This window comes from Rhodanobacter ginsengiterrae (assembly GCF_050026815.1).
Lineage (GTDB): Bacteria > Pseudomonadota > Gammaproteobacteria > Xanthomonadales > Rhodanobacteraceae > Rhodanobacter > Rhodanobacter ginsengiterrae.
On record NZ_JALBWO010000047.1, the window covers coordinates 49530 to 68465 of the forward strand.

The 18936-nt window shown below is 67.9% G+C and carries 22 protein-coding genes; 12 read left to right on the top strand and 10 right to left on the bottom strand.

What is annotated here, in order from left to right:
* Positions 1–702, bottom strand: coding sequence for a murein L,D-transpeptidase catalytic domain family protein (locus ACQGNJ_RS05300; protein WP_426688194.1), 702 nt, complete (start codon positions 700–702; stop codon positions 1–3).
* Between the two features lie 153 nt (positions 703–855).
* Between ACQGNJ_RS05300 and ACQGNJ_RS05305 the strand changes: the two genes are divergently transcribed.
* Positions 856–2562, top strand: coding sequence for a L,D-transpeptidase family protein (locus tag ACQGNJ_RS05305; RefSeq protein WP_483432880.1), 1707 nt, complete (start codon positions 856–858; stop codon positions 2560–2562).
* A gap of 261 nt (positions 2563–2823) precedes the next feature.
* Positions 2824–3069, top strand: coding sequence for a hypothetical protein (locus ACQGNJ_RS05310; protein ID WP_426688196.1), 246 nt, complete (start codon positions 2824–2826; stop codon positions 3067–3069).
* On the opposite strand, the gene tsaA is transcribed toward ACQGNJ_RS05310, so the two are convergent.
* Positions 3064–3636 carry a tRNA (N6-threonylcarbamoyladenosine(37)-N6)-methyltransferase TrmO gene (gene tsaA, locus ACQGNJ_RS05315; protein ID WP_426688197.1) on the bottom strand — a complete coding sequence of 191 codons (573 nt, stop codon included), beginning with the start codon at positions 3634–3636 and terminating at the stop codon, positions 3064–3066. The genes ACQGNJ_RS05310 and tsaA overlap by 6 nt on opposite strands.
* 65 nt (positions 3637–3701) lie before the next feature.
* On the opposite strand from tsaA, the gene ACQGNJ_RS05320 reads away from it, so the two are divergent.
* Genes ACQGNJ_RS05320 through ACQGNJ_RS05330 form a run of 3 tightly spaced genes read left to right on the top strand, consistent with a single transcriptional unit; the run spans position 3702 to position 5346 of the window.
* Positions 3702–4076, top strand: coding sequence for a YciI family protein (locus ACQGNJ_RS05320; RefSeq protein ID WP_426688198.1), 375 nt, complete (start codon positions 3702–3704; stop codon positions 4074–4076).
* Between the two features lie 2 nt (positions 4077–4078).
* The gene (locus tag ACQGNJ_RS05325; protein ID WP_426688199.1) at positions 4079–4609 is read left to right on the top strand and encodes a DUF6630 family protein; all 531 of its coding nucleotides are present in this window, start codon (positions 4079–4081) and stop codon (positions 4607–4609) included.
* 20 nt (positions 4610–4629) lie between these two features.
* Entirely contained in the window at positions 4630–5346 is a 717-nt protein-coding gene (locus tag ACQGNJ_RS05330; protein WP_426688200.1) for an HAD family hydrolase, read from the top strand.
* A gap of 67 nt (positions 5347–5413) precedes the next feature.
* On the opposite strand, the gene ACQGNJ_RS05335 is transcribed toward ACQGNJ_RS05330, so the two are convergent.
* Together ACQGNJ_RS05335 and ACQGNJ_RS05340 are read right to left on the bottom strand one after the other, a co-directional pair.
* Positions 5414–5671 (bottom strand): hypothetical protein, encoded by a 258-nt coding sequence (locus ACQGNJ_RS05335; protein WP_426688201.1) that lies wholly within the window; start codon positions 5669–5671, stop codon positions 5414–5416.
* Between the two features lie 101 nt (positions 5672–5772).
* The gene (locus ACQGNJ_RS05340; protein ID WP_426688202.1) at positions 5773–7737 is read right to left on the bottom strand and encodes a winged helix-turn-helix domain-containing tetratricopeptide repeat protein; all 1965 of its coding nucleotides are present in this window, start codon (positions 7735–7737) and stop codon (positions 5773–5775) included.
* A 186-nt stretch (positions 7738–7923) separates the two neighbouring features.
* Between ACQGNJ_RS05340 and ACQGNJ_RS05345 the strand changes: the two genes are divergently transcribed.
* The 4 genes from ACQGNJ_RS05345 (at position 7924) to ACQGNJ_RS05360 (ending at position 10154) form a co-directional block, all read left to right on the top strand.
* Positions 7924–8250, top strand: a complete 327-nt coding sequence (locus ACQGNJ_RS05345; protein WP_426688203.1) for a hypothetical protein — start codon at positions 7924–7926, stop codon at positions 8248–8250.
* A 48-nt stretch (positions 8251–8298) separates the two neighbouring features.
* Positions 8299–9318, top strand: a complete 1020-nt coding sequence (locus ACQGNJ_RS05350; RefSeq protein ID WP_426688204.1) for a hypothetical protein — start codon at positions 8299–8301, stop codon at positions 9316–9318.
* A 125-nt stretch (positions 9319–9443) separates the two neighbouring features.
* On the top strand, positions 9444–9902 hold the full coding sequence (locus ACQGNJ_RS05355) for a putative toxin-antitoxin system toxin component, PIN family (protein ID WP_426688205.1): 459 nt from the start codon (positions 9444–9446) through the stop codon (positions 9900–9902).
* A gap of 63 nt (positions 9903–9965) precedes the next feature.
* Positions 9966–10154 carry a CPXCG motif-containing cysteine-rich protein gene (locus ACQGNJ_RS05360; RefSeq protein WP_426688206.1) on the top strand — a complete coding sequence of 63 codons (189 nt, stop codon included), beginning with the start codon at positions 9966–9968 and terminating at the stop codon, positions 10152–10154.
* A 29-nt stretch (positions 10155–10183) separates the two neighbouring features.
* On the opposite strand, the gene pncA is transcribed toward ACQGNJ_RS05360, so the two are convergent.
* On the bottom strand, positions 10184–10837 hold the full coding sequence (gene pncA, locus ACQGNJ_RS05365; RefSeq protein ID WP_426688207.1) for a bifunctional nicotinamidase/pyrazinamidase: 654 nt from the start codon (positions 10835–10837) through the stop codon (positions 10184–10186).
* Positions 10838–10918: 81 nt separating this feature from the next.
* On the opposite strand from pncA, the gene ACQGNJ_RS05370 reads away from it, so the two are divergent.
* A complete protein-coding gene (locus ACQGNJ_RS05370; RefSeq protein ID WP_426688208.1) occupies positions 10919–11341 on the top strand; it encodes a hypothetical protein in 423 nt (140 codons plus the stop codon).
* Between the two features lie 164 nt (positions 11342–11505).
* Here the strand turns inward: ACQGNJ_RS05370 and cls are convergent, their stop codons facing one another.
* The 4 genes from cls to ACQGNJ_RS05390 all read right to left on the bottom strand — a co-directional run bounded on the left by cls (position 11506) and on the right by ACQGNJ_RS05390 (position 15694).
* The gene (gene cls, locus ACQGNJ_RS05375; protein ID WP_426688209.1) at positions 11506–12900 is read right to left on the bottom strand and encodes a cardiolipin synthase; all 1395 of its coding nucleotides are present in this window, start codon (positions 12898–12900) and stop codon (positions 11506–11508) included.
* 19 nt (positions 12901–12919) lie between these two features.
* Positions 12920–14287, bottom strand: coding sequence for an FAD/NAD(P)-binding protein (locus ACQGNJ_RS05380; RefSeq protein WP_426688210.1), 1368 nt, complete (start codon positions 14285–14287; stop codon positions 12920–12922).
* 23 nt (positions 14288–14310) lie between these two features.
* Positions 14311–14889 carry a cupin domain-containing protein gene (locus tag ACQGNJ_RS05385; RefSeq protein WP_426688211.1) on the bottom strand — a complete coding sequence of 193 codons (579 nt, stop codon included), beginning with the start codon at positions 14887–14889 and terminating at the stop codon, positions 14311–14313.
* Between the two features lie 133 nt (positions 14890–15022).
* Complete coding sequence (locus ACQGNJ_RS05390) at positions 15023–15694, bottom strand: energy transducer TonB (RefSeq protein ID WP_426688212.1); 672 nt, start codon at positions 15692–15694, stop codon at positions 15023–15025.
* Positions 15695–16053: 359 nt separating this feature from the next.
* Between ACQGNJ_RS05390 and trhA the strand changes: the two genes are divergently transcribed.
* Positions 16054–16722 (top strand): PAQR family membrane homeostasis protein TrhA, encoded by a 669-nt coding sequence (gene trhA, locus ACQGNJ_RS05395; RefSeq protein ID WP_426688213.1) that lies wholly within the window; start codon positions 16054–16056, stop codon positions 16720–16722.
* Positions 16719–17096 carry a TfoX/Sxy family protein gene (locus ACQGNJ_RS05400; RefSeq protein ID WP_426688214.1) on the top strand — a complete coding sequence of 126 codons (378 nt, stop codon included), beginning with the start codon at positions 16719–16721 and terminating at the stop codon, positions 17094–17096. Before trhA ends, ACQGNJ_RS05400 begins: the two co-directional genes overlap by 4 nt.
* Positions 17097–17137: 41 nt before the next feature.
* Here the strand turns inward: ACQGNJ_RS05400 and ACQGNJ_RS05405 are convergent, their stop codons facing one another.
* Positions 17138–18925, bottom strand: coding sequence for a DUF885 domain-containing protein (locus ACQGNJ_RS05405; protein ID WP_426688215.1), 1788 nt, complete (start codon positions 18923–18925; stop codon positions 17138–17140).
* Positions 18926–18936 lie beyond the last annotated feature (11 nt).

An 18936-nucleotide genomic window follows, 5' to 3' on the forward strand; every position in this document is an offset into this window, starting at 1 on the left:
TCAGTGGGCGTTGATGCTCGCCGTCATGGCGCGTGCGCTGGTGCACTTGAGGTAGGGCGAGGTTTTCAGCCAGTGGGCATCGGGGAAGTACGAGAACACGTACTGGCCACCCTTGAGTGCGTCGATCAACGGCCGTGCGATCGCGGTACGCACCGCCGGACAGCCGTAGCTGCGACCGATGCGCCCCTGCATCTTGGCCAGTGCGGGGTTGACGTAGGACGCGCCGTGGATCACTAGTGCCCGCTCCAGCGCGTTGTCGTTGGTGCCGGGCTCCAGTCCCTGCATGCGCAGCGAATAGCCATTGTGGCCGGCATAGGTGCCCAGCGTGCGGAACAGGCCGAGGCTGGATTGCAGGCTTTCCAGCGTGTTGGAGAATTTCGTTGCCAGGTTGTCGCCGGTGTTGCGGCCATGCGCCACCAGCTCCCGGTAAAGCAGCTTGCGTGTGCTCAGGTCGAACACCCACAGGCGCGGCTCGGTGGAAGGCTTCGAATAGTCGATGATCGCCAGCCGGTCGGACGGCGGCTGGCCTTGCGCGGTGGCGCATTCGGTGGCGGCCAGTGCCAGCCCGATCACCTTGGGATTCGCGTTCGGCGCGAGCTTGCTCAACGCCGCCTGCAGCGAGGTTTCCGCGGCATGCGCGACGCCGCAGCCACTGGCGAGCGGCAGCATGAGGAAAACGATGTGACGCAGGATTCGGCTCATCGGAACGGCGCGGGTCTCGGTCGGAGCAGGCACGAATCGCCGATCCTAGCAGCCCGCTGTTAAGAACCCGTCCGCTGCGACCGGGCGCCGCACACATACGCGCTGGCAGGAGGCTGTGATATGACTGGGGGAATCTTTGTGCAGGATGGCATCGTGTCTTCCAGCTTTCTCCGTGTGGTTCATTGCATCGCTGCGTTGGGTTTGCTGCTGGGCACTGCCGCGCAAGCGCAATCACCTGGCGTGGCGCCGGTCGCGCAACCGGCGGCGGAGCAACCACTGAATCCGGTGGCCGAGCAGATCCGCGAGCAGGTCGAACAGTGGCGCGCGACGCATGCCGAGCGCGATGCCGTGGCTGCTCCCGGCGCCGCGGTGGCGGCGTTCTACGAACAGAACCGCTTCGCGCCGGCGTGGAGCCGCTCCAGCGACGTCGACCAGTTGCTGGCTGCGTTGCGCGATCTCACCAACGATGGCCTCGATCCGCAGGACTATGCCCTGGACGAACTGCAGCGCCGACGCGGCCTGGCGGATGATCCACGGGCGCCAGCGCTGCAACGGGCACAATTCGACCTGCTGGCCACCGATGCCTGCCTGGCGGCGCTGATGCACCTGTATCGCGGCAAGGTCGACCCGGCCACGCTGGACACGCACTGGAACTTCGATCCGCGCCAGCTCGATCAGGTGCGTGGACTGCAGGCCGTCCGCGACGCGCTGGCGCAAGGCGCGATCACCGACCTGTTCGCGCGTGCGCGGCCGCAGCACCCGTTGTATGGCCAGCTGCGCGCGGCGCTGGCAAAACTGCGCGCGGTGGCGGCGCAGGGCGGCTGGCCCACGCTGGCCGACGGCCCCACGCTGAAGCCGGGCAGTCGCGATCCACGGGTGGCGAGCTTGCGCCAGCGCTTGCTGCTGGTCGGCTATCCGCTGGGCGAAAGCGTGGACGACCTGTACGACCCGGCGCTGGAGGCTGCGCTGAAGCAGTTCCAGCGCGAGCAATACCTGACCCCGGACGGTCACCTGGGCAAGGCGACCCTGGCCGCGCTGAACGTGCCGGTCGCTGCGCGGGTGGAACAGCTGCGGGCGAACCTGGAGCGCGCGCGCTGGTTGCTGCATCAGTTGCAGGGCGAGTTCGTGGTGGTCGACATCGCCGGTTACCAGGTCATCTACTACAAGGACGGCAAGCCGGTGTGGCGCTCGCGCGTGCAGGTGGGCAAGCCGTATCGCAGCACGCCGGTATTCAAGTCGAAGATCACCTACCTCACGCTCAACCCGACGTGGACGGTGCCGCCGACCATTTTCAAGAACGACATGCTGCCGAAGATCCGCAAGAACGCCGGCTACCTTGCCGCCAACCGCATCCGCGTGCTGGACAGCCAGGGCCGCGAGCTGTCGCCGGCCAGCGTGAACTGGGCCAACCCGCGCGGCATCACCCTGCGCCAGGATGCCGGGCCGGGCAATTCGCTGGGCCGCCTGGTGATCCGCTTTCCGAACGAGTACGCCGTCTACCTGCACGACACGCCGCATCAGGAACTGTTCGCCAGCGAACAACGCTCGACCAGTTCGGGCTGCATCCGCGTGGAGAAGCCGCGCGAGTTGGCCGAACTGCTGCTGGCCGACCCGCAACGCTGGAATCGCGACGGCATCGATCGCGCGATCGACACGCTGAAGACGCAGACGGTGATGTTGCGTGAGCCAGTGCCGCTGCTGCTCGCCTACTGGACGGTGGACTTGCGCGAGGACGGCCGCATCGGCTTTCGCCCCGACATCTACCAGCGCGATCCGCCGCTGCTTGCGGCGCTGGAGCGGCCGCGGGTGTCGCCGTGGCTGTCGTCGATCGGCGTGGCTCCCGCAACCGCGCAGCCATGAGCAAAAAAAGCCGCGCCAGGGGTCACCTGGCGCGGCAAAGGTTTGAACCGACCACTGCCAAGTGCATCGGGCGCCGCGGACGAAGGACTTCGCTACGACCCGCGCAGGTTGCCGGCTTGCTGTCTCAGGACCCGCGACGGAACGACAGGCCAGGGCCACGATTCGGTCTGCGCGCCCTGATCCGGATCAGGGCGGTGTCCCGGACAAGCCGTCATCATCCGGGCCAGCGGATGTCCCGCCCTTGTCCTGGAGACCGTACCAATGTTGTTCGAAGTGAAGGATCTTGCCGGCGACACCGCCGCGATCGCCGCCATCCTGCGTGGCCTTGACGCCAACGCGAAAGTCAGCGGCGATGCCGCCGCGGGCCAGATCGATGTGGCCGCGCAACTGACGTCCGGCCAGGTCATCGCCGCGCTGCAGGCAGCGGGCTACCGCGCCAGCCGCGTGTCCGAGCCGCAGCAGATCCACGTCAGCGGCGGCAGCACCTGCTGCGGCAGTTGCTCATGATTCGGTGAGGTCGTCGGTGTCGCCACGCACCAGCGGCTTGCGTGGCTTGCGCGGGCCGGGCGCGGAGTGCCGGCCCTGGCTGGCGTCGATGGCGTCGATCCAGCCGGCGCGCGAGTCGGGGAAAGCGTCGGCGTAGGGCACATACGGCTTGATGTCGAGGATCGGCGTGCCATCGAGCAGGTCGACCCCGCGCACCTGCAGCACGCCGTCGCCCACTGCGATCAGCTCCACTGCCGACAGGCCGATCGCGTTCGGCCGATGCGGCGAGCGCGTGGCCAGCACGCTGCGCTTGCCGCCGCCGCGCGGTGGACGCACTTCGGCCTTCCAGCCCTCGCTGCGATGGAAGGCGAAAATCAGCCAGATCCGTTCGAACCCGGCCAGGTCCCGATAGGCCGAAGCGGGAAAGCCGGCCACGAATTCGATGCTCGCCGCGGCGGCCGCCTGTGCCTCGGTGCCGGCCACCACGGTGGACTGATGCGGCGCGTCTATCCGCCGCGCATACGGCGAGCGCACGAAGGCGATCGGCGGGCAGGACAGGGCGCTGGAGGTATCGGGGAGGGTGCTCATTGCGGCATTATCCATCCTCGCCCTGCCTCCCATGGTTCCGCCGAACCTTCCCCGCCGAGGACGCCATGAAATATCTCGTGATGATCTACTGCGACGACAGCTTGCTCGAAGCCTTGCCCGAGGGGGAGTTCGACACGCTGATGCACGGCTGCTTCGTCAAGGCCGATGCGCTGCGTGCGCAAGGCCAGTTGCACGATTCGCAGCAACTGGAAGCGCCAGCCACCGCGCGCACCGTGCGCGTGCGCGACGGCCGCACCAGCGTGGTCGACGGTCCGTACGCCGAAACCAAGGAATACCTGGGCGGCTTCAACCTGATCGAGGCGGCCGACATGGACGAGGCGGTGCGCATCGCCGCGAACTTCCCGTGGTCGCGCACCGGTGCGATCGAGGTCCGCCCGATCCGCGACATGGACCAGGTGCGCCAGCGGGTAGGCGCCTGAGCATGCGCGACGAAGACGATGATTTCGACGGTGGCCACGAGTTCGACGACGAGGACGACTCGGTCGAGGCGAAGGTGTGGCAGCTGTTGCTGCTGATCAATCCCGGCGACGAGGAGACGGCGCTGCTGCAGTTCGGCGACTATCGCGAAGCCGTCGCCGAACTCGACCCCGACGAAGTCGAGCCGATCGACGTGATCGGGCGGGTGATCGACTGGCGCTCCGGCTTCATCATCGGTGAACAGGACCTGCGCTCGCTGGTGCAGGCGGTGAACGAATTGTCGTCGCGCTGGAACCTGTCGATCGACTGGAATGGCGATCCCGACGACGACGAGTTCTACGACGACATGGACGCGGCCGAATTGTTCTCGATCGCCTACGACCGCCTGGCCGAGTTCGGCTACACGCTGTGGTCGTGGGAGACCGATGGCGACACCGTCGCCGGCTGCATCACGCTGACCCGCGACAACGAGCCGATGCGCGAACTGGCCACCATGCTGGGCATCAACCTGCGGCTGGGCCGGGACGTCGGCTGAGCGATAGACGGGGACACGGCATGCTGCAACTGATCGGTTTCGACGGCGACGACACGCTGTGGCACAGCGAAGGCTATTACCGCGCGGCCAGCGATGCGTTCGCCCGGATCATCGGGGTTTACGTCGATCTCGGCGACCAGCGCGTGCACGCCAGCATGCTGGCCACCGAGCAGCGCAACCTCGCGTTGTTCGGCTACGGCGCCAAGGGCATGACGCTGTCGATGGTGGAGACCGCCATCGCGATCAGCGATGGCCGCATCAGCGCGGCGGACATTCACCGGATTGTCGAGCTGGGCAAGAGTGTGCTGCAGCATCCGGTGGAACTGCTGCCGGGCATCCGCGAGGCAGTCGAGGCGGTGGCCACGCACTACGAAGTGGTGCTGATCACCAAGGGCGACCTGTTCCACCAGGAAAAGAAGGTGGCGCAGTCCGGCCTGGCCGAGCTGTTTCGCCGCATCGAGATCGTCTCGGAGAAGAATGCCGCCACCTACCATCGCGTGCTGGGCGAGTTCGACCTGCAGCCGGCGCAGTTCGCGATGGTCGGCAACTCGCTGCGTTCGGACATCGAGCCGGTGGTGCGTCTGGGTGGCTGGGGCGTGCACCTGCCGTATCACGTGACCTGGGCGCACGAGCTGGAGCACGGCCTTGGCGCTGACGAACCGCGCGTGGTCACGGTGGATGCGGCCGCCGCGATCCCGGCGGCGGTGGCACGGTTGCATGAACTGGCGGCGGGTTGATCGCTCGCGGGGCGTCATGCCTTGCGTTTGCTCCTCCCCTGCAGGCCGGGGAGGGAGAACGGCCTGATCATTCGTCGTCGAAGCCGGTATAGCCGTCGGGGAAGATCGGCGTGCCGTCGGCTTCCAGTCCGCTCATGTCGGCCAGCGCCTTGGCCGCCGCGGTCTCGGCGAGGGTCTTGTCGCGGAAGCTGCGGTTCTCGCAGATCGCGTAATACGCGGGAAAGCCGTGTCCGCGCGGCGTGATCGCCAGCCACGCCGAGTAGCGCGAACCTTCCAGGGTGGCGCCGGAGCGGGCCAGGTAATTGTCGAACTCGCGCTCGGCCATGGATGTCGCCTTCGGTCGGAAAGCATGAATTGTATAGGGTGATCCGCTTGCCTCGCGTGCCTGGGCGGGCAGCGCAGTGCACTGCCGGCGGCGGACGCGCATCAACGGTTGCGTGCGCTGTCCGCGGCGCGGATCTGGTCGATGCTCAACGCGTCACTCTCGCCCGGCGCTGGCAGGCCGGTCTTCTGGCAGAACGCGATCAGGCGCGGATCGTCGCGCAAGCGCAGCAGCAGCGGGTCGGCCAGCATGAAAAGCAGGTCGTGGGCCGGAGCGCGCTCCAGCCACGCCAGGGTCTTGTCCGCGTCGCCGCGCAACGCGTAGGCCTGCGCGAAGGCGTAGGGGCTGGTTTTCGCCTCGACCTTGTCAGCGAGGATCTTCGCCAGCGCGGCGTCCGCCGCCGCGCGATCCGGGGAAATCTGCATTGCAATCGCCAGGTTCATTTCCCGCCACGGCGAAGGCTGATGCCGGGCGACCTCCTGCGCGGTCTTCAGGTCGCCGCGCGCGATGGCGATAGCCATGCGCTGGTTCCATGGGGCTGATTCCGGCTGCGGCAGGCCTTCGGCGATGCGGAGGTACTTCGTCGCCTTGTCCAGCTGACCGGTCGCCGCCAGCAATTTCGCGTACTGGTAATAGTTGACGGTGTACAGCGGCTCGATCGAAAGGAGTTGCTCGCGCAGCCGGATCGCCTCGCCCAGTTTTCCGATGCCGCCAAGCACGTAGCCGCAGCCATTGAGGACGGTGCCGTCGGCCGGTGCCAGCTGCACGGCCCGGCGGCACTCGGCCAGGGCGCCCCGGTGATCGAAGCTGTAGAACTGCAGGTAGGCGCGGGCGGCGTGCGCCGGGCCCAGCCCGGGCGCCAGTTGCAGGGCCTTGTCCGCAGCGATGCGCGACTGCCGCATGTGTTCGCGGGCCACCGCGGGCGCTTCGTTGGAGAACGCGGCGACGGTACTCCACGCTCCCGACAGGTGCGCCCATGCCACCGCATAGCCCGGGTCGAGTTGCACGGCCTGGCTCATGTGCTCGGCTGCCTTGGGGAAATCCTGGTCGTGCCAGTACCTCAGGCCCTGCAGATAGGCGCTGTAGGCCTCGATGCTGGCGCTGGGTGGCCGGTCGTTCGGCTTCGCGGCTGCCGCGGGCGACAGCAGTTTCACCTGCAAGGCAGCGGCAACGGCCTGGGTGATCTCATCCTGCAGCGCGAACAGGTTCTTGTACGGGCGGTCGTAGTGCTCGGCCCACAGCGTGCGGCCATCGGCGGCCCGGGTCAGTGAGGCGTTGATGCGCACGACATCGCCGGCGTGCTGCACGCTGCCGGTGAGCAGGTGCGACACGCCCAGCTTGCGGCCGATGGTCGCGCTGTCGTCCTTGCTGTCGCGGAACTGGAAGGCCGAGGTGCGACCGATCACCTTCAGTCCCTGGAACCGGGACAACGCGTCGATCAGGTTCTCCGACAGTCCATCGGAGAAGTACAGCTGCTGCGGGTCGTTGCCGGCATTGACCAGGGGCAGCACGGCGATGCTGTGCTCCATCACCGGCGCCAGCGCAGGCGGCGTACGCGGCCACCATGTCCAGCCGGCGAAAGCGAGCAGCGCCAGCAGCGGCAGCAACCACGGCATGCCGCGCGGAAGGGCGCGGCGGTCGCTGGCGCGCCGCCGCATGGCGGGGGCCGGCGCCGGCACCGGTGCCGGTGCCGGTGCCGTCGCTTCCGGGTCGGGTGCCTGGATGGCTTGCCGCGGTGCGCCTGGCGCGGGTTCGGGAAGGTCGAAGCGGTAACCCACGCCGTGCACGGTGTGCAGGTAGCGTGCCGCTTGCGCGTCTTCGCCGAGCGCATGCCGCAGCAGGGTCATCACCCGGTTCAGCACCCCCGGGGTGATGTTGCGGTGACCCCAGACCGCATCGAGGATCTCGTCGCGGGTGAAGACACGGCCGGGCGCGCCGGCGAGCAGCGCCAGCACGGCGAAGGCCTTCGGCTCCAGCGGTTGCTCGATGCCGTCGCGCAGCAGTCGTCGACCCGCGAAGTCGATCGCGGATTCGTCGAAGGCGAGCGGGCCGGGCGTTGACGGGTCCATGGCGTCCTGTGGCGGGCGGCGCACGTGAGTGAACGAAAACCAGCGCTGCGGGGGCGACCCCAATGTTTTCCCAAGGAATCCAAGCAAAGTCCAGTGCTTTCCCAACAGCGGCCTCAAGACCTGCGACGGCGCGTCCCCGAACCTGAGCGTACCGGCATGTGCCGGCATGCCGTCGAGGAGATCGCCATGAACCGCTGCATCCGCTTCGCCGCCGCCCTGTTCGCGGCCTGCACCATACCGGCCTTCGCCCAGAACGGCGCGACCACGCTGCCGTCGATCCGGGCCACCCGGTTCGTTGCCGAGTGCACGTCCCCCCGCTTGCCGACCCAGCGCCAGGTCGGGGAGTGGACCGGCCTGCACAACCTCGGTCAGGTCTATGCCGCACGCGAGCGACTGATGGCCGGGATCGGTCGCGCCTGCCAGCGACACGGCGTCGGTCGCGTGCAGGTCGTGATGCAGCCACTTGCGCCAGGCGAGCTGCGCATCGTCGCCATGGCGCAGCGGGCCCGCTGAGAAGGGGTCTTCTCCGCTGTCATCCATGCCACACCCAAGGAGATACGCATGAACCGCACGTACCAACAATGCGCACTGGCCATCGCCGTCATCCTGTCCGCCAATGTCTGTGCCAGCAACTACGGCGAGAACTACGGCCCGTGGGACAACGCGGTGCCCGCAGCCGGGATCAACACCGCGGCTGCCGAAGGCTGCCCGATCGAGTCGCCGAACGGGCGGAACCTGTACTTCATGTCCACCCGCAATGGTGGCCTGGACATCTGGCGCGCTACCTGGAATGGCCTGATGCGCAGCTGGGACGACGTCACCAACCTCGGTGCGCCGGTGAACTCTCCCACCGCCGCCGACTATTGCCCCACGCCGTTGCCCGGCGGCTGGCTGCTGTTCGTCAGCTCGCGGCAGAACGCCGAGGATTGCATCGGCTGCAAGGCGATGCCGCCACCACCGCCCGGCAGCCCGCCGGCCGGTGACCTGTTCCTGACCAGGGAAAGCCCCGCGCACGGGTGGGCGCCGTGGTGGCGCCGACAGCCTCGTTGGGCGACGCCGGTGAACTTGGGCGGCTATGCGGACGGCGGCCCGAATACCAGCGGTTCGGAATATAGCCCGTCGGTCGTGGAAACCCGCGAAGGTACCTTCCTGTACTTCTCCAGCGATGGCTATCCGGACAGCAAGAGCCATGACATCTATGTCAGTCGCCTGCGTGCCGACGGCAGCTTCGGGCCCGGCGTGCGCGTGGCCGAGTTGAGTACCGACGCCGCCGACCTGATGCCCAACGTGCGTCGGGACGGGCTGGAAATCGTCTTCAGCAGCAACCGTGGCAGCGCCGATCCGCGCAACCAGGACATCTGGTATGCGACGCGCCCGAATACCGCCGCGCCGTGGACGGTGCGCGGTCCGATCGACAACCCCGCCGTCAACACGGCGGACGGAGCGGAAACCCGCGCCACCCTGTCTGCCGACGGCACCCGCCTGTATTTCGGACGCAAGCACTTTGCCCAGGTGCCGGCCGATCCGGGTGACGTCTACGTCAGCAGGCGCGTCAGGTTGCACGGGGGCAGCGGGCGCTGAACCCATGCGGCATGCCCTCGCCAAGGCCGAGAGGTTGAACAGTCACAACCTCTCGGCCTTGGTCGTCGGTCCCGGTGGGGAAGCGTGCCGTGCATCGCGCGGCCCGCTTGCCTCATCATGGCGCGATGACTGTCTGCCCATCGCCACCGCCGCGCATCGTGCTGGACACCAACGTGTGCCTGGACATCTTCCTGTTCCACGATGCGCAATCCGCCGCCTTGCACGTGGCGATGCGCGAGGGCCGGGTGCAGGCGGTGACGCGGGCGGACTGCCGCGCCGAATGGCTGCGCGTGCTGGACTACCCGCAGGTACCGGTGAACGCGGCGGATCGTCCGGGCATCGAGGCCGCCTTCGATGCGCTGGTGCAGTGCCTGCCCGATGCACTGGCCACCCCGGCGCCCGAGGTGCGGCTGCCGCGCTGCGCCGATCCGGATGACCAGATGTTCCTCGAACTGGCGCAGGCCGCGGGCGCGCGCTGGCTGGTCAGCAAGGACAACGAACTGCTGAAGCTGGCGCCGCGCTGCGCCCGCGACGGGCTGTTCTGGATCGGCCTGCCGCAGGCCTGGTCGCCGCGCAAGGGATGAAGGCCGGCTTTTCGTACAGCCGCACTGTGCTGTACTTGGCCACCCACTGGCCGAGGCATCGCCATGCTCACCCCCTGCACCATCGACTGCCCGTATTGCGGCGAAGCCATCGATATCCTGCTCGATGCCTCGATTCCCAGCCAGCAATACATCGAGGACTGCCAGGTCTGCTGCCGCCCGATCACGCTGAGCGTGGAAGTCGACGACGACGGCGAGCCGCAGGTGCGCGCCAGCGGCGAAAACGACGCCTGAGCAGCGTCAGCGTCGTGGTTGGGCGTGGATCAGCGGAAGATCAGCTCGCCTGATTCGACGATGGCGATGCCTGACGCCTGCAGCATCCCGCGCGTGGCCGCGTCGCTGTCGGGTGTGACCGGGCGGGTCAGATCCCACAGCACGCTGGCGCGAAAACCCAGCTCCAGCGCGTCCTGCGCGGTCCACGACACGCATACGTCGCGCGCCAGGCCGCAGACGAACACCTCATCCACGCCGCGCTCGCGCAGCCAGCCGGCCAGTCCGGTGCTGGGCCGTGTACCGCGCGGGCCGTGGTTCTCGCGAAAGCCGCTGTAGGAATCCACCGCGCTGTCGCTGCCCTTGCGGATCAGCGCGTCCAGCGTCGACCAGTCGATGTCCGGATGCAGTTGTGCCCCGGCCGTGCCCTGCACGCAATGATCCGGCCACAGTGTCTGCGGCTGGTCGTACAGCGCGATCTGTTCGAACGCGGCGCGCCCGGGATGGCTGCTGGCGAACGAGATGTGCCCGGCCGGATGCCAGTCCTGGGTTGCCACCACATGCCGGAAACACCGGGCGCGCAGCATGGCGTCGATGCCCGGCACGATCGCGTCGCCCTGATGGCAGGCCAGCGTGCCGCCGGGCATGAAGTCCGGCTGCACGTCGACCAGGATCAGCGCGGCATGGGGAGAGACGTTCGCTTTCATCGGCTGGCGCGTGCGGGTGAGCGATGGTGAATCATCGGGGCAGTCTAATCCCTGCCGCCCGCGCCTTGCCGATGACCCATAATGGCGGAACGCAGCAGGATCAGTCAGGGGCGCGCCGTGCAGTACGACCAGTCGTGGATGGGTTACGGAATCATGGGTGGTGTGCAGGCTGGGCTGCTTTCCGCGGTGGCGGGGTTCGTGCTGTTTCTGCTGTTCCACTGGCTGGGCAAGCGCAACGGCTGGAGCTACGGTCCGCAGATCGGCTGGTCGTTCCTGCTGGCCACCGCGCTCACCGCCAGCGGTGACCTGTGGAACCTGTTCTATTTCAACTACGGCAGGATGCAGTCGCTGCAACTGCTCAAGGTGAAGCTGGCCGAGGTGCACGATCCGGGCAGCATCGGCCTGCGCGCCCTGTGCGAATTGCTCGGCGTGGCCCTGGGCATCTACGTTGCCTGGGCCCTCTGCAGCGGCGACTGGAAACGTCGACTGCGCCGTGGTCCCTGATCAGCGTGTGGGCAGCCGGTGCGCGAACAGCCACGGCCACAATGCATCGGTGGCATGGGCGGCCTGCCAGGAAGCGCGGCTGAGCCGGGCGAAGTCGGTGCAGCGGACGTCGCCGGCGCGTGCCTTGAGGGCCGGCGCATCGACGCACTCCGGGTGCGGGGGAGCTAGAGCAGCGGGTCGAACAAACGTGCCACATGCATGGCGACTTTGCGCAGATAGGGGGCATCGCGATACTCGCGTGTGTCGACTTCGCGGGCATGCTTGAAATCGTCGATCAGCATGGCGGTGACGTCGGCGGCGAAGCCGTGGTCGACGGCCAGCGCGGCGACTTCGAAATTCAGCCGGAACGAGCGGCTGTCCAGGTTCATGCTGCCGATCGCCGCGGCCTCGCGGTCGATCAGCAAGGCCTTCTGATGCAGAAAGCCGGGTTGGTAGCGGAACACCTTGATGCCCGCAGCCACGGCCTGGCAGGCGTGCAGGGTCGAGGCGAGGAACACGGTGTGGTGGTCGGGGCGCGACGGAATCAGGATGCGCACATCCACGCCACGCAATACCGCCAGCTGCAGTGCGGCGCGCACCGCATGGTCGGGGATGAAATAGGGCGTGCTCAGCCATACGCGCTGGCGCGCCGCGTTGATCGCCGCGGTGAAGAACAGCGAGCCGGTTTCCTGCGGATCGGCGGGGCCGCTGGCCACGATCAGCGCGCTGCTGTCGCCCTCGCCGGGGGGCGCCGGCAGCAGCGGCGGCATGCTGCCGGTGATCCATTGCCAGTCTTCGGCAAACAGCTGCTGCAGGTCGGTGACCACCGGTCCGCGCAGCTCCAGCATGGTGTCGCGCCATGGCGCCAGCGGTGGCTTCAGGCCGAGGTACTCGTCACCCACGTTGAGCCCGCCGACGAAACCGAGCGCGCCATCGATGACCACGATCTTGCGGTGGTTGCGGAAGTTCAGCTGGAAGCGGTTGCGCCAGCGGTGCGTGGCAAAGCGGTTGATCTGCACGCCGCCCTCGCGCAGCGTCGCCACGTAGCTGCGCGGCAGGGCGTGGCTGCCGATACCGTCGAACAGCATGCAAACGCGAACGCCGGCTGCCGCCCGCTGCAGCAGCACCTGCTGCAGGCGTCGGCCCAGGCGGTCGTCGTGGATGATGAAGAACTGCACCAGCAGGCAGTGCCGTGCGTCGGCCATCGCTGTCAGCATGGCATCGAAGCCGGCTTCGCCGTCGAGCAGCAGGCGCAGCCGGTTGCCGCCGCGAAAGGGTCGTCCCTGCAAGGTGCTGATCGCCGCAAAGCGGACACAGGCCGGATCGATCACGGAGGCATCCGGCGGGGTGGCCGGCGCATGGCGCAGCCGGGAGGCGTGCTGGCCGATGTGGTAGCCAAGGAAGCGGCTGGAACCCAGGTACGCATAGGGCAGCAGGGTCACGTACGGCAGCAACAGCAGGCCCAGCGCCCAGCCGATGGCGCCTTGCGGCGTGCGCGCGTGCATCACCGCATGCATCGCGGTGAGCATGCCGAGCACATGCAGCAGGATGATGCAGGAAGTGAGCGCGCTGGCCGTCATCGCGAGCGGAGCGCCATGCTCAGCCTGCCAGCAGCTGGTCGGCCAGGTGGCGCGCCTGCTGGCGGATCTCCGGCATCGCGGTGGATTCCCACAAGGTTCCGCGCAACAGGCTGCCGATGGCGAACAGGTTCGGCCAATGCCGCTCTCCGCATTGCAGGTGGCCGTCGCGATCGGCGCCCACGCCGAGGCCCAGCGGGTCGGCGCTGATGTGGGCGTTGGTCAGCAGCTGGCGAATCAGTCGATGGTCGCTGCGGCGCACGTCGGTGTCCAGGCCTACTGTCTGGACCACCAGGTCGGCATCGACGGCGTCGATGGCACCGGCATGGTCCACTTCGAGTCGCAGCGAGGCACCGGCGACATCCACCGCGTGCAGTCGTCCGCGCTGACGATGCAGCCGTCCGCTGCGTTCCAGCGCGGTGATCGCCGTGCCGACGGCCGGCGGCATGCGGTGGCGCGCGCGCTCCCATACCCAGCGCGCGTGCCGCATGAAGCGCGCGCGCTGCTCCAGTGGGAGTTCAGCCCACAGATCGGGCAGGTGCGGGCGCAGGCTGTCCACCACGGCGCGCCACTCCACGCCGGGCTGGCTGGCCGCTTCGCGCAGCAGGCGCATCCAGCGGCCCACCTCCGGCGCATCGCGCATCGCTTCGGCCAGCTCCGTGCCGTCGTCGGCAGGCATCGCGGCGGCGTGCAGGTGCGGCTCGGGAAAGCGACCATGGCGGGATATCCCGGTGAATTCCGCATCCGGCCAGCGGGCGGAGAGCTCCAGCACCACGTCCGCGGCGGTGAGCCCCAGCCCGATCAGCACCACCTTGCGTGGCGGCCGCTGCGATGCGTCCGTGTCGGCCAGCAACTTCCACGGGTCCACCACGTAACGGCCGCTGGCCAGCACCTCGGCACCGACCGCTGCCAGCGGTTGCGGTGGCAACGCGCCGATCGCCAGCACGGCGGCATCGGCGCGATGATTTTCCTCGCCGTGGATCACGGTGACGCCGTCGCCTTCGGGGACCAGCGCGTCCACCGCGAACGGGATCAGGTTGACGTGGTGACCGCGTGCCCGGCCTTGTTCCAGCGCGCGCGCCACCTCCGCTTCGAGATAGTCGCCGTAGCGCCAGCGTGGCAGGAAGTCGGTGCCGGCAATGGCGGGATCGCTGCGCTGGACGAAGTCGAGAAAGCTGCGCGGCTTGCTGGCGAACATGCTCATCGAGGCTGCGCGCACGTTCAGCAGGTGGCGTTCCGAGCGGGTGCCGTAGGCCACCCCACGCGCGGGCTGGCCACCGCCGGTGAACCAGTCCAGCTGCAGCGGTGGCGTCGCGGTTCGCTCCAGCAGTTCGCCGAGCAAGGTGGCGGCCGCAGCACCTCCGCCGATGATGGCAAGGCGTCGAAACATGGCAATCTCGTCGGGTTGGGGGATCAGCCGTGCAGGCGGCCGGCGATGCTGCTGCGTGGTGGCGCGGCCATCCGCTGTCCGGCAGCTTGCCGCGGTTCGTGAGCGGCGTGATCCGCCAGCGCATTGCCGTAGACGTGCAGCGACAAGGCGGCTTCCTGCCGCGAGAGGTTGCGGCAACGACGAAGCAGGTTGGGATCGCCCTCGAACCAGGTGCCGTCGCCCGGGCCCAGCCAATGGCGGTCCGCCAGCACCAGCTCGCCGGATTCGCGATCACGCTGGCCGGACTGCACTTCCAGTGCGCCGACCAGAGCCATCTCCAGCCCCCACGCACCAGCCAGTCCATGCAGGGGCGAAGCATGGTTCGGTGGCCAGGCCATTACCCACACACTGATCGGCGGCTTGCTGCGTCGACCCAGCAGGAAGCGCTCGAAGCCACGCTGTCGCTTGCGCAGGGATTCCAGTCGCGTCGCCATGGTCGACGCGTCCTGGTGCACCACGCGGCCCAGTTCGCGGGCCATCGAGGCGAGGTCGGGGTGGTCGGAACGGGCATGTTCCAGCGCGATGGCGCGCAGGGTTTTGAGAAGGTGTCGTTGCGTGCCCATGCGTGCAACCTGGCCGGGTGATTGGGCGCCAGTGGATCACGCGCATCGTTAACAGGTTGTTGAAAAGCGCCCTGCCGGGAACGGCACCCCGGCCGGCTCGGGAGCCGGCCGGGATGCCGTTCCCGGGGCTGTCCTATTCGCGCAGATCGAAGGTCACCGGCACCCGCGCCCAGGCGCTGGTCGCCTGGCCATCGACCATCGCCGGCTGGAAACGCCAGCCGGCCAGCACCTGCTCGGCGGCGCTGCGATCGAGCAGCAGATAACCGCTGCCGTGCTCGATGCTGACCCGCACCGGCTTGCCGGTCTCGTCGACCAGCACGCGCAGTATCACGGTGCCATGCATGCGTTGCTGCAGGGCGCGGGTGGGGAAGCGCAGCGGGGCTGCACGATAGGCCAGGCTGGCCTCGACCGGCGCGGGGGCCACCGCCGGTCCGGGTGTCGCGCCGGCAGGCAGCAAGGTCGGCGCGGTGACCGGCGGTACGGCCGTGTTTCCCACCGCGCTGGGCGTCACCAGCGGTGGACTGGTCGGCGGTGCCTGGTGGTGAACGGTCGGTGGTGCGACGGGCGGGTGCGGCAATGGCAGCAAATCGACCGGCGGCGGCTGTTTCACCGGTGCTGGAGGCGTGGTGAAGACGATCGTCGGGATCGGACTGAGTCGTTCGATCGCCTGGAACAGCGCCGGGGCGGAGGGCCTCGACGCGATCATGATCACGGCGAGGTTGAGCGCGATGGCGGCGCTGATGGCCGCGATGCGGGCGGGGTCGGGATGGGTACGGTGAGCAACAGCCAGGCTTGCGGGCGACATGGGCAACCTCCTGACATCGGTGGGGATGTTGCGGAAGTCACGCTGCGTGAGCAGGGGGATCGTGCTGCCGCGACCTGAGCCTATGCCTCCAAACCGCACTTGCGCAACAGGACGTCTGGATGGCCAAATGCGGGTTTGATGCGTCGCGCAGCCGTTTCGGGAAATTTTCGGGCCTCGTTACGCCTTGCAGATCGCGCGCCTGGGGCAGCAAGGGTGAAGGCGGGGACCTTGGCGCGGCCTGCGGCGCCTTCATCATCGAATCGTGTGACGGCTTCCCGGTGCGACCATGCGCCACGGATAGGCACGGACGGGTACGCGCAGTTAAGGTAGCCATGCGCGCCCCGTCCCCGGAGAACCCCATGACCACCCTATCCGGCACTGCCATGCCGAGCTACAGCTTCGGCGACGAGCTTGCCAGCAGCATCATCCATGGCCTGGGCATCGTGCTCAGCATCGCCGGGCTGGCGACGCTGGTGGCTTTCGCAGCGCTGCACGGCAATGCCTTGACGGTGGTCGCCTGCGCCGTATTCGGCACCTCGCTGGTGCTGCTCTACACCGCTTCCACGCTGTATCACTCGATTCCGCTGGTCGCCGCGAAGCCGACCTTGCGCGCGCTAGATCACATCGCCATCTATGTGCTGATCGCCGGCACCTATACCCCATTCACCCTGATTGCCCTGCCGGGCGTGTGGGGCTGGAGCCTGTTCGCCGCGGTATGGACGCTGGCGCTGGCCGGCAGTGCGCTGGAGCTTGGCCTGCTCAAGCGCTATCACAAGCTGGCCGTGCTGCTGTACGTGGGCATGGGCTGGATCGGCATGGTGGCGTTCGAGCCGCTCAGCAGGCATCTGCAAACCGGCGGCACCGCGCTGCTGCTGGCTGGCGGCCTGGCCTACACCCTGGGTGTGCCGTTCTACCTGTGGCGACGGCTGCCGTATCACCACGCGTTGTGGCATGTCTTCGTGCTGACGGGCAGCGTGCTGCATTTCCTGGCCGTGCTGCTGTATGTGATTCCCGACGCGCGGGCATGAGCTTGCCCCCGGCACTCGAGGTCATGCGTGGCCAGCTCGAGGACGCTGCCGCGCATCTGGGCAAGCGGCACGACCTGCGCTTCAAGCCGATGTTCGGCGGGCTGATGGGCTGGCTCGACGAAAAGCCCTGTGCGTGGCTGACGCCGGGCGGCCTGGCGTTGAGACTGGCGCCCGCCGATCAGCCGGCGCTGCTGCAACTTGCCGGTGCGTCACGATTGATCGCCAAGCCCGGCGCGGCACCGAGCCGTCACTACATCGTGCTGCCCGCTGCGCTCGGTCGCGATACCGGGCAACTCGCCAGCTGGCTGGCGAAGAGTGCGCAGGATGCGGTGAGCCGACAGTCCGCCGCGGTGCCGCCGCGGCGTCGTCGCTGACATCAAGCGCGACGGCCGCGAGGCCATCGGCGCGTGGGCGATCAGCGCTTCCGGCGGGCCGGCACGAATTGCGTGCGCACCGCCTCGGCAAGTTGTTCCGGTGGCAGCAGTCCCTGGTCGATCACGAAATCGTTGAATGCCATCCGGTCGAACTTCGACCCCAGCGTCAGTTCGGTTTCCAGCCGCAATTGTTGCAGCCGCAGGTAGCCGTAGAAATACGCGGTGGCCTGGCCGGGGGAGTCGAACGTATAGCGATTGATCTCCTGGCGCGCCAATGCCTCAGACAGGCCGACGTCGTGGACAAGGATGTCGTGGGCGCGTTCCGGCGTGATCAGGCCGAGGTTGAGCATCGGGTCGAGAAACGCGCGGGCGGCGCGCATCAGCCGGTGTTGCAGGGCGATGAACTGACCGGCCGGTGGCTCGTACGGCAGCATCTCGGCTTCCGAGTAGAGCGCCCAGCCTTCCACGTTGACGCTGTTGAACGCGAACAGGCTGCGCGCCAGTGACACGCCACGCTCGACCATCGCCGCGAACTGCAGCTCATGGCCGGGTCGGCCTTCGTGCGCGGTGAGCGTCCACGCGGCGGCCTTGAAGGTGAAGTCGTCGTAGGCGTCGGCGTGGCCTGCGGCCTTTCCATCCGCGCTGGCCGAGGGGTTGCCCATGGTCAGTACGAACGTACCCCGCTCGCCGTGGTTGTTGATGAACGGCGGCGGGTCCATGTGCGGCGCCGGGACCTGTGCTGCCTCGGCTTCCGAGGCCAGGCGCATCTGCATCTTTCGCTGCGGCAGGGTAACGATGTGCTCACGCCGGATGATCTCCTCGATCCGGCCGATCACCTCGTGGTACCACGGCACCACTTGATCCTTGCCGAGCTGCTGTTTCTTCAGCGCCTTCAGCACGTCGCGGTAATCGGTGGCGTCGATGCCTTCGGCTTTCGCCACCACCGGGGCCATCATCTGCATCATGCCGCGCAGCTCGACGAATTCCAGCTGCGCCTGCTTCATCAGCTCCTGCGGCGGGATGTCGATGCCGACCTGCTGGAGGTTGTACGCATACAGCGGTTCGGGCAGGCGGAAATCGGTGCGCGCGCGCGGCAGCACGGTGCTGCGTACCCAGTCGTCGTAGGCCTTCAATTGTGCATCGAGCGCGTCAAGCGCGGCCTTGCCATCGGCATTGTCCAGCTGGTACTTGGCGAACAGCTTGCGGATGCCGTCGGCGTAACGCCGGGTGTTCGCCAGCTTCTGCTCCACTTCGCCCCTGTAGGGACCGAGCAGCGCCTTGTCGCCGAGTTTGGCGGTGGTCTGCGCCTTCGCCAGTTCGGTGATCGGCGTGCAGCCGGGGGTCTTGCCGACATAGCACTGCAGCCGCTTCAGCGCGGATGGACGGCGCGTGGCGGCGACGTCGTCCTTCAGCAGTCCGAACTCACCGCTGAAGATCAGTTGGCCGACGTCGTTGTACGGCAGCATGTATTTGTCGTTGAGGTCGATGCCCTCGATCTGTTCGTCGGCGGCCTTGATCAGGATCTGCAGATCCTGCCGCACGTTGACGTCCCTCTCCGTGGTCAGCAGCGCCTGCAACTTCGTTTTCGCCGCGACCAGCGCGGCGCGCGAACGTTCGTCGACGCCGGGCTTGAGGTCGGCGACCTTGTCGTCGTAACCGGCCACGCCGAGCTGCGAGGCCGATTCCGGACTGAAGCGGGCGATCTCGTCGAGCAGGATCTGCGAATCGGCATTGCTGCGTGCGATCCAGGCCGGCGGTGCGGTCTGCGCATGCAGCGAAGCGGTTGAGGTCAAGGTGACGGCGAAGGCAAAGGCAAGGCGTCGGTACATGCGGTTTCTCC